This is a genomic window from Actinomadura sp. NBRC 104425 (assembly GCF_030269545.1).
GTDB classification, from domain to species: domain Bacteria; phylum Actinomycetota; class Actinomycetes; order Streptosporangiales; family Streptosporangiaceae; genus Spirillospora; species Spirillospora keratinilytica.
In genome coordinates this window covers 51,140-60,305 of sequence record NZ_BSTN01000035.1, presented here as the reverse complement: position 1 = coordinate 60,305, position 9,166 = coordinate 51,140, and the positions used below count along the sequence as shown (strand labels likewise).

The 9,166-nt window shown below is 75.4% G+C and carries 10 protein-coding genes and 1 pseudogene; 5 read left to right on the top strand and 6 right to left on the bottom strand.

The window, feature by feature from the left end; genetic code table 11:
- A partial coding sequence (locus QSK22_RS30765; RefSeq protein ID WP_285497976.1) for an integrase core domain-containing protein occupies positions 1-132 on the top strand: 132 nt, incomplete at its 5' end.
- Here the strand turns inward: QSK22_RS30765 and QSK22_RS30760 are convergent.
- A complete protein-coding gene (locus tag QSK22_RS30760) occupies positions 129-956 on the bottom strand; it encodes an alpha/beta hydrolase (RefSeq protein ID WP_285497973.1) in 828 nt (275 codons plus the stop codon). The genes QSK22_RS30765 and QSK22_RS30760 overlap by 4 nt on opposite strands.
- Positions 957-1,120: 164 nt before the next feature.
- On the opposite strand from QSK22_RS30760, the gene moaA reads away from it, so the two are divergent.
- From moaA to QSK22_RS30745, 3 genes are read left to right on the top strand one after another with little or no spacing between them, the layout of a single operon-like run.
- Complete coding sequence (gene moaA / locus QSK22_RS30755; protein WP_285497972.1) at positions 1,121-2,110, top strand: GTP 3',8-cyclase MoaA; 990 nt, start codon at positions 1,121-1,123, stop codon at positions 2,108-2,110.
- Between the two features lie 23 nt (positions 2,111-2,133).
- A complete protein-coding gene (gene mobA, locus QSK22_RS30750) occupies positions 2,134-2,766 on the top strand; it encodes a molybdenum cofactor guanylyltransferase (protein ID WP_285497971.1) in 633 nt (210 codons plus the stop codon).
- On the top strand, positions 2,763-3,047 hold the full coding sequence (locus QSK22_RS30745) for a DUF6457 domain-containing protein (RefSeq protein ID WP_285497970.1): 285 nt from the start codon (positions 2,763-2,765) through the stop codon (positions 3,045-3,047). Before mobA ends, QSK22_RS30745 begins: the two co-directional genes overlap by 4 nt.
- Before the next feature lie 34 nt (positions 3,048-3,081).
- On the opposite strand, the gene QSK22_RS30740 is transcribed toward QSK22_RS30745, so the two are convergent.
- Entirely contained in the window at positions 3,082-3,321 is a 240-nt protein-coding gene (locus QSK22_RS30740) for a hypothetical protein (protein WP_285497969.1), read from the bottom strand.
- Between the two features lie 96 nt (positions 3,322-3,417).
- Here QSK22_RS30740 and QSK22_RS30735 point away from each other — a divergent pair, with 96 nt between their 5' ends.
- Positions 3,418-4,998, top strand: a complete 1,581-nt coding sequence (locus QSK22_RS30735) for an MFS transporter (RefSeq protein ID WP_285497968.1) — start codon at positions 3,418-3,420, stop codon at positions 4,996-4,998.
- Between the two features lie 181 nt (positions 4,999-5,179).
- On the opposite strand, the pseudogene QSK22_RS30730 reads toward QSK22_RS30735, so the two are convergent.
- The 4 genes and pseudogenes from QSK22_RS30730 to QSK22_RS30715 all read right to left on the bottom strand — a co-directional run.
- Positions 5,180-6,235, bottom strand: a pseudogene (locus QSK22_RS30730) (FAD-dependent oxidoreductase); the annotation flags it as partial.
- Positions 6,225-7,115 carry a tryptophan 2,3-dioxygenase gene (locus tag QSK22_RS30725; RefSeq protein ID WP_285497967.1) on the bottom strand — a complete coding sequence of 297 codons (891 nt, stop codon included), beginning with the start codon at positions 7,113-7,115 and terminating at the stop codon, positions 6,225-6,227. The gene QSK22_RS30725 and the pseudogene QSK22_RS30730, both read right to left, overlap by 11 nt.
- 90 nt (positions 7,116-7,205) lie before the next feature.
- The gene (locus tag QSK22_RS30720; RefSeq protein WP_285497966.1) at positions 7,206-8,477 is read right to left on the bottom strand and encodes a hydroxyacid-oxoacid transhydrogenase; all 1,272 of its coding nucleotides are present in this window, start codon (positions 8,475-8,477) and stop codon (positions 7,206-7,208) included.
- 67 nt (positions 8,478-8,544) lie between these two features.
- Complete coding sequence (locus QSK22_RS30715; RefSeq protein ID WP_285497965.1) at positions 8,545-9,111, bottom strand: MarR family transcriptional regulator; 567 nt, start codon at positions 9,109-9,111, stop codon at positions 8,545-8,547.
- Positions 9,112-9,166 lie beyond the last annotated feature (55 nt).

Below are 9,166 nucleotides of genomic sequence, written 5' to 3'. Positions count from 1 at the left end.
ACCTCAGAAACCCAACGACAAGCCGCATTCGGCGACTGGCTCGACTGGTACAACTACCACCGACCCCACACCGGCATCGCAGGCCAAACCCCAGCCAGCCGCGTCACCAACCTGTCCGAACAGCACAGCTAGACCGGCGGTGAGGCGGCGCCGGCCAGCACCCGGTCGACGAACGCCGTGACGTCCGCGAGGACCTCGTCGCGGTTGGTCTCGTTGAACACCTCGTGCCGGGCCCCGGGGTAGATCCGCTCGGTCAGCTCGGAGCCGCGGACGGCCTCGATGCCGGTGCGGGTGCCGTCCAGGGGCACCAGCCGGTCGTCGGCGCCGTGCACCCACAGCGTGGGCAGGTCGCCCAGCGGGCCGTGCGCGGACGCCGCCCGGATCGCCGCGTCCAGCGCCTCCAGCGTCGGCCGCTTGAACGGCCCGTGCCAGACCAGCGGGTCCGCGGCGTAGGCCTTGCCGACGGCGGGGTCGCGGGACAGGGTGCCGGGGTCGATCGGCACGTCGGGGATCTCCTCCAGCGCCAGCAGCTGCGACAGCGCGTCCCAGCGGCCCAGCACCGGCCCCGACAGCACCAGCGCGGCCAGCCGAGCGCCGTGCAGCTGCGCGTAGCGGGTGGCGATCAGCCCGCCCATGGAGTGGCCGATCATCACCACGGGCAGGCCCGGATGGTCGTCGCGGGCCGACGCCACGACGGTGTGCACGTCGGCCACCAGGTCGCCGACGTCCTCGACCAGCACGCGGTCGCCCGCCGACAGGCCGTGCCCGGCGTGGTCGGGCCCGCACACCACCGCGCCGTGCCGGACGAGCGCCGCGGCGACGTGGTCGTAGCGGCCGAGGTGCTCGCCGTACCCGTGCACCAGCACCGCGACGTAGCGCGGGTCCGGGTTGGGCCAGGTCCGCGCGGTGACCGCGCCGCGCGTCCCCGCGAATTCCCAGCGCCGTGCCGTGGTCATCGCCGCACCTCCGGGGCCCTCGGCGGACATGGTCTCGGGTTATCTTCCCGATACCGTCTCGCGGCGTGCGCGGATCGTCAACCGCGGCAATAGGCTGGTGATTCACGGCAAATCAGGCGGTCCGCCGGACTCGGCGCCGCCGACGGCAGCGGGAAAGGGCGTCCGTGCTGGTCGACACCTTCGGTCGTACCGCCACCGATCTGCGGGTCTCCCTGACGGATCGGTGCAATCTGCGGTGCTCCTACTGCATGCCTCCCGAGGGCCTGGACTGGCTGCCCAAGCCGGAGCTGCTCACCGACGACGAGGTGGTGCGGCTGGTGCGGGTGGGCGTCGAACGGCTCGGCATCACCGAGGTCCGCTACACCGGCGGCGAGCCGCTGCTGCGCCGCGGCCTGGCCGGCATCGTGCGGCGCACCGCCGAGCTGCGGCCCCGCCCGCAGATCTCGATCACCACCAACGGCATCGGGCTGGACCGGCTGGCCGCCCCGCTGGCCGAGGCGGGCCTGGACCGGGTCAACGTGTCCCTGGACACCCTCGACCCCGAGGTGTTCCGGCGGCTGGCGCACCGCGACCGCCTCGGCGACGTGCTGGCCGGCCTGGCCGCCGCGGCCGCCGCGGGTCTGGCGCCGGTCAAGGTCAACGCGGTGCTGATGCGCGGCGTCAACGACCACGAGGCGGTGCCGCTGCTGCGCTACTGCCTCGACCGCGGCTACCGGCTGCGGTTCATCGAGCAGATGCCGCTGGACGCCCAGCACGGCTGGACCCGCGCCGGCATGGTCACCGCGGACGAGATCCTGGCCCGGCTGGGCGAGGAGTTCACCCTCACCCCCGGCGACCCGGCGGCCCGCGGCAGCGCCCCGGCCGAGACGTACCTGGTCGACGGCGGCCCCGGCACGGTCGGGGTGATCGGCTCGGTGACCCGGCCGTTCTGCGGCGCCTGCGACCGGGTCCGGCTCACCGCCGACGGGCAGGTCCGCAACTGCCTGTTCGCCACCGAGGAGTCCGACCTGCGCACCGCGCTGCGCGGCGGCGCCTCCGACGAGGAGCTGGCCGAGCGGTGGCGGGCCGCGGTGCGCGGCAAGCGCGCCGGGCACGGCATCGACGACCCCTCCTTCCTGCAGCCCGCCCGCCCCATGTCCGCGATCGGCGGATGAGTGCGGCGCCGATGGAGCAGCCGATGACGCAGGCGGGCGGCTCGGGGGCCGGCACAGCGTCCGGCGAGGGGTTCGACGCGGTGGTGCTGGCGGGCGGCCGCGCCCGCCGGATGGACGGCGCCGACAAGCCCGGCCTGACCGTCGGCGGCCGCACCCTGGTCGAGCGCGTCGCCGAGGCGGTGCGGGACGCCCGGCGCCTGATCGTCGTCGGGCCGCCCCGGGCGCAGCTGCCGCACGCGATCGTGGTGCGCGAGGACCCGCCCGGCGCCGGGCCCGTCCCCGCCCTGCGCGCCGGGCTGGCCGAGGTGCGGGCCCCCTGGCTGGCGCTGCTGGCCGCCGACATGCCGTTCCTGCTCCCCGGGCACGTCGCCGCGCTGCTGGCCGCCGCGCGCGCGGCCGCTGCGCCGGGGGCGGTGCTGGTCGACGCGGACGGGCGGGAACAATGGCTCGCGGGATGCTGGCGCACCGCCGGACTGCGCGCCGCGCTCACCGGCTACCGGGGCGCCTCGCTGCGCGGCCTGCTGGGCCCGCTGGCGCCCGCCCGGGTGTCCCTCGGGCCGGGCGGCGCGGAGCGGGAGCGGCCTGCGTGGTACGACTGCGACACCCCCGGCGCACTGGCGCACGCCCGGCGCCTGCTGACCGAAGGGGAGGGATGACGATGCTGGAGGAGTGGATCGAGGCCGTCTGCCGGGAGCTCGGCCTGGCCCGCGGCGAGGTCGACCGGGACCTGGTGCTGGATTTGGCCCGCGACGTCGCCCACGGCGTGGCCCGGCCCGGCGCCCCGCTGACGGCCTTCCTGCTCGGCCTGGCCGTCGGCCGCGGCGCGCCCGCCCGGGACGCCGCCGCGCGCATCACCGAGCTGGCCGAGGGCTGGGAGGCCAGGCGCAAGGCGGCCGGCGCGTCCGGTGCGGCGCAGTCGCCGCCCGGCCTGGCCTGAAGGCGCGGGTCTGCGCCCGGGCGGGCCGGCGGCGCTAGGCGGGCCCGTCCAGCTCGGCGAGCGGGACGACGTCGCGCAGGAACCCGCGGCGGTCAAGGAACGCCGACAGGTGCTCGCGGTGCGCGTCGCACGCCAGCCAGATCTTGCGCCGCTCCGGGGTGTGGATCTTCGGGTTGTTCCAGCGCAGCGCCCACACGGCGGCGTCCCGGCAGCCCTTGGCCGAGCACCGCGGCGCCTCGTCGTCGGGGGCGGGGTCCGGCGGCACTTCCGTCACATGACCACCTTGTCACAAAAACCCGCGGGATGACCCGCGCGGGGCCGCGGTCGGCACCGTGTTTGGAGCGTGACGGCCCCGGACATGATCCGGTCCGTGCCCACCGGATCGCCCACCGGATCGGCGAGCGCGCCCGCGGCGGTGCGCTGCGCCCGGCGGCGCTGGCGGGCCCTGGCGGTGTGCCTGGTCGCCGCGTTCATGACCCTCCTGGACGTCAGCATCGTCAACGTCGCGCTGCCGTCGATCCGCCAGGGGCTGCACGCCTCGGAGTCGGGCCTGCAGTGGATCGTCTCGGGATACGCGCTGACGTTCGGCCTGGTGCTGGTGCCGGCCGGGCGCCTCGGCGACGCGCGCAGCCGCCGCGCGGTGTTCATGGCCGGGCTGGCGCTGTTCACCGCCTCCAGCGGCCTGGCCGGGCTCGCCCCGACCGTCGGGCTGCTGGTGGCGGCCCGGCTGGTGCAGGGCGCGGCGGCGGGCGTGCTGCAGCCGCAGACCGCCGGGCTGATCCAGCAGCTGTTCCTCGGCGCCGAACGCGGCCGGGCGTTCGGCGCGCTCGGCGCCGTCATCGGCATCGCCACCGCCGTCGGGCCCATGCTCGGCGGCGCGCTGATCGCCCTGGCCGGGGTCGAGGAGGGCTGGCGCTGGGTGTTCTACGTCAACATCCCCGTCGGTCTGGTGGCGCTGCCGCTGGCGTGGCGGCTGCTGCCCCCGCCCCGGTACGGGGAGCGGCGCGGCCTCGACCCGCTCGGCGTGCTGCTGCTGGGCGTCGGCGTGGTGTGCGTGATGCTGCCGTTCGTGCAGGAGCGGCAGTGGCACGGCGGCGGAAAGTGGCTGCTGCTGCCGCTCGGCGCCGCCGTGATAGCGGAGTTCGCGGTGTGGGAGCGGCGGCACCCCTCGCCGATGGTGGATCTGGCGCTGTTCCGCCTGCGCTCCTACGGCCTGGGCACCGCCATCGCCGTGCTGTACTTCGCCGGGTTCACCGCGATCTTCTTCACCTACACCCTTTACCTGCAGATCGGGCTCGGCTACGGCGCCCTGCCGGCGGGCGCGGCGATGACCCCGTTCGCGTTGGGGTCGGCCATCGCCGCCACGGTCGGCGGGCGGATCGTGGCGCGCTACGGCCGCCCCCTCGTCGCGGCGGGGCTGGCGGTCGTCGCCGCCGGGCTGATCGCGCTGTGGGCCGCCGTGGAGCTGCGGCCCGGTCCGGACGTGGCGTGGTTCACCGCCCTGCCGCTGCTGGTGGCGGGGGTCGGCAGCGGCCTGGTCATCGCGCCCAACCAGACGATCACCCTGGCGGAGGTGCCGCAGTCGGGCGGCGGCAGCGCCGCCGGGGTGCTGCAGACCGGGCAGCGCTTCGGCGCCGCCGTCGGCATCGCCACCACCGGCGCGGTCTACTTCGCCACCGTCGCCGGCACGCACGGCGACTGGGCGCTGGCGTTCCGGCACGGCCTGTTCGTCGTCATCGCATTCGTGCTGGCGGCCCTGCTCGCCGCGCTGTACGACCTGGTCAGCGGCTCCGCCGCAGGGCGCGGACGGCGCGGACGGCGCGGGCGCCGGCCGCGGGCGGCGCGGCGGCGGACCGGCGGCGCAGGGCGGCCCGAGTCGCCCGGACGGTCAGCCCCGTCGCCGCGAACGCCGCAAGCCCCGCCGCCGCCAGCGCCTGGTTCTGCCGTCTGATCCGCTCGGGGATCCGCGCGTACGGCACGGTGCTGAACGACACCAGCTCGTACCGCGACACGTACCGGCCCGGCAGCCGCCGCTCCAGCACGTGCTGCGCGGCCTGGCCGAGCCGGAACACCGGGGAGGCGACCCGGTCGCGCATCTCCACGAAGTTGTCCAGCGCCATCTGCGCGATCGCGTCGGTGTTGGGCTTGCGCCGCTCCTGGTAGAGCGACAGCGCGCGCCGCCAGTTCCCGCCGGTCTCCTCCAGGCACCGGTCGATCTCCACGCAGTCCTCGAACGCGCAGTTGGCGCCCTGCCCGTAGAACGGCACGATCGCGTGCGCGGCGTCGCCGAGCAGCGCCACCGTCGCGCCCCGGCCGAACCGCACCCACGGCCAGCAGCGCACCGTCACCAGCGACCCGACGGGGTTGCGCGCGAAGTCGTCGACCAGGCCCGGCATGAGCCCGGCCGCGTCGGGGTAGCGGGCCCGCAGGTGCTCGCGCACCCGGTGCGGCGTGTCCAGCGCGTCGAAGTCGGCCTTCGGCCAGAACAGCGTGCAGGTGAACGAGCGGTCCAGGTTCGGCAGCGCGATCATCATGGCGTCGCCGCGCGGCCAGATGTGCAGGGCGTCGGGGTCCAGCGCGAAGTCCCCGCCGGGCGTCGGCGGGATGGTCAGCTCCTTGTAGCCGTGTTCGAGGAAGTCCTGGGTGCAGGTGAACGGCTCGACGCCCTCGATGGTGCGGCGCGCCGCGCTGTAGGCGCCGTCGCAGGCCAGCACGACGCCGGCGTCCTCGGCGACCACGCCGTCCGGCGTCTCCAGCGTCAGCCGGCCCTTGGCGGCGTCGACGTTGGTGAGCCGGTGCCCGAACCGCACCGTCACGCCGGGGGTGGCCTCGGCGGCGTCCAGCAGCGCCAGGTTCAGCTCGGCGCGGCTGATCGAGTTGATCGCGCGGGTGCGGTCGGCGCTGTAGGGCTGGAAGTTGCGGCCTGCGCCCAGCGGGTGCACCATCCGGCCGTGCATGGGCAGCGCGCGGGCCAGGGCCTCCTCGCGCAGCCCGACCTCCTCCAGCGCGGCCAGGCCGCGCGTGGAGATCGCCAGGTTGATGGACCGGCCGCGTTCGGGCCCGGCGACGCGCGGGTCGGGGCGCCGCTCGTACACCGTCACCGGCACGCCGCGCCGGCCCAGCAGCGTGGCCAGCAGGCATCCGGCCAGGCCCGCCCCGACCACGGCCACGCTCTCCTCACGCGCCATCGACGGGCTCCTCCTCGATCTTCGACCGGACCTCCCACAGGTCCGGGAACGCGGGTGTGAACAGCGTGGAGCGCAGGTAGTCGGCCCCGGCCGACCCGCCGGTGCCGAGCTTGGCGCCGATGGTGCGCTCGACCATCTTGACGTGCCGGTACCGCCACTCCTGCACGCCCTCGTCCACGTCCACCAGCGCCTCGCAGACCTCCGCCTCGGGGCTTGTGTCGTCGGCGTACACCGCCACCAGCACGTCCTGCACCCGCGGGTCGGGCTCCCACGGCCGCGCCGGGTCGCGGCCGAGCAGGTCGGCGGGCACGGGGCGGCCGCGCCCCGCCAGGTAGCGCAGCAGCGAGTCCATCAGCGACGGGCGGCGCACGGTCTCCCGCAGCTCGGGGTCGTCGCGCAGGTCGGAGGCGGGGAACGAGCGGCGGCCCAGCACCGCCTCGATCCGCCGGAACTGGTCCGACTGGAACCCGCTGGAGGTGCCCAGGGCGTCGCGGAACGAGGCGAACTGCCGGGGCGTCATCGTCTCCAGCACGTCCATCTGCCCCACCACCGTCTTGAGGATCTTGGCGATGCGGCGGGCGGTGTGCAGCGATCCGGCGCTGTTGCCGTCCTCCAGTCTGCGCTGCAGCAGCGCCGCCTCGTGCAGGATCTGCTTGAACCACAGCTCGTAGACCTGGTGGATGACGACGAACAGCAGCTCGTCGTGCGCGCCGGTGCGCGGTTCCTGGCAGGTCAGCAGCCGGTCCAGCCGAAGGTAGGAGCCGTAGGTCAGTGCCTCGGCCCCGCGAGGTGCGTGTGTCATCTCCCGCTCCAGCCCCGCCCCGGGCACGCCCGGCACCACGTCGTGCCGGTCCCCACCCGCCCGCGGTCCGGGGTTCATCACGGTATATACCGGGACAAAGGCAGAGTGATCCAGTTCACCTGCGTCCCCCCGGCCGCCGCGCGGCCTCCCGAACGGGGCCGGTGCGGCTCACCACAGGCGCAGCGAACGGGTGAAGATCCCGGCGACGTCCTCCTCGGTCACCGGGCGCGGTGCGATGGCCAGCAGGCGCTGCTGCTTCATCGTTCCCGCCACCAGGTCCGGCACGTCGGCCTCGGTGTAGCCGACCGCGGCCACCCCGTCCGGGATGCCGATGTCGCGCATCAGCGCCAGCAGCGCGCGCGGCAGGTGCTCGGCCGGGTCGTCCGGGCGCTCCAGGCCGGGGGCGAGCAGCTCCGCCGCCCGCGCGTGCCGCTCCGGGCATGCCTGGAAGGTGAACCGGAACGCCTCGGGCGCGGTCAGCGACACCGCCATGCCGTGCGGCACCAGCGGCCCGTCGCCGGGGTAGCCGGCCGGGCGGAACCCGCGGACGCGGCCCGCGATCGGGTAGGCGTTGGCGTGCGGCACGTGCACGCCGGCGTTGCCGAACCCGAGCCCGGCGAACGTCGCGGCGAGCGCCATGTCGCCGCGGGCGCGGGTGTCGCCGCCGTCGCGCACGGCGGCGCGCAGCGACCGGGCGATCAGTGTGAGCGCCCGCTCCGACCACATGTCGGAGATCGGGTTGGCGCCGCAGTACGGCACGCGCTGCTCGGGCGCCTTGCGGTCGAACGCGTCGTACGGCCGCGCGGTGTAGGACTCCAGGGCGTGGCAGACGATGTCCATCCCCGCCGACGCGGTCACTCCGGCGGGCTGGGACACCGTCAGGTCGGGGTCCACCACGGCCAGGACGGGGCGCAGCGCCGGATGGCTGATGCCGGTCTTGACCTTCAGGTCCAGCACGTCCAGCACGCACACGGTGGTGCTCTCGGCGCCGGTGCCCGTGGTGGTCGGCACGGCCACCAGCGGCAGCAGCGGCTTGGCCGGGGCGCGCCCGGCGCCGACCGGCGGGTTGAGGTAGTCCGCCAGGTCGCCCCCGTTGGTGAGCAGCAGGTCGACGGCCTTGGCGGTGTCGATGCTGGACCCGCCGCCGACCGCCACGATCGCGTCGTAGGGGCCGGTGCCGCGGGCGTGGTCGGCGGCCCGGCGCAGGCTGTCGTCGGTCGGCTCCACCTGCACGCCGTCGAACACCGCCGCCGCCACGCCGTAGGCCTTCATGGCGTCCGCGACGCGCTGCGGGGCCCCGGTCGCGGCCACCCCCGGGTCGGTCACCACCAGCGCCCGCCGCGCCCCGTACCGGGCCAGGTCGTAGCCGATCTCGTCGGCCGCGCCGGGGCCGAACTTCAGCTGCGGCGCGCCGTAGGTGAACACGGTCTCGTTCGCCACGCGGGCACTCCCTCCCTGTCCTGCCGCTCGTGATCTGCTCCCACGCTCCGCACGAGGCGCGGGGAAGTCAACGCCCGGTGCGCGGCCGCGGCGGCTCCGGGGGGATCTCGCCGGCCGCGGCGCGCACGGCGCGCAGCACGGCGGTGACCTGCTCGGCCTGCTCGGCGGTCAGGTCGGGCAGCCCGAACGACGCCTCGTGCAGGGCGCGGGTGGCGTCCTCGGCCAGCTCGCGCCCGGCGGGGGTGATCTCGGCGAGGACCACGCGGCGGTCGTCGGGGGAAGGGCGGCGCTGCACCAGGCCCCGGCGCTCCAGCCGCCCGATGACGTTGGTGACCGACGCCGGGTGCACCATCAGCCGCGCCCCCATCTTGCCCATGGGCAGGGCGCCGGTGCGGGTGAAGGCCAGCAGGCGCAGCGCCTCGTAGGCGGCGAACGTCAGGCCGTGCGGCTTGAGGGCGGTTTCGATCCGGGCGAGCAGCAGCTGCTGGACGCGCATCACCGACGTGACCGCGGCCATCCGGTCGGCGTGCTCGGGCCAGCGCGCGCTCCACTGCCGGTGCGCTTCGGCGATGGGGTCGGGAACGGGCACGGCCTCACCGTATCCGTCGGCCGGAGCCTTGACCGCGTCGCGCATGCGAATTATTTTAGCTTCCAAATATTGGATGTCCAAGGTCTTGGGTAGGAAGGCC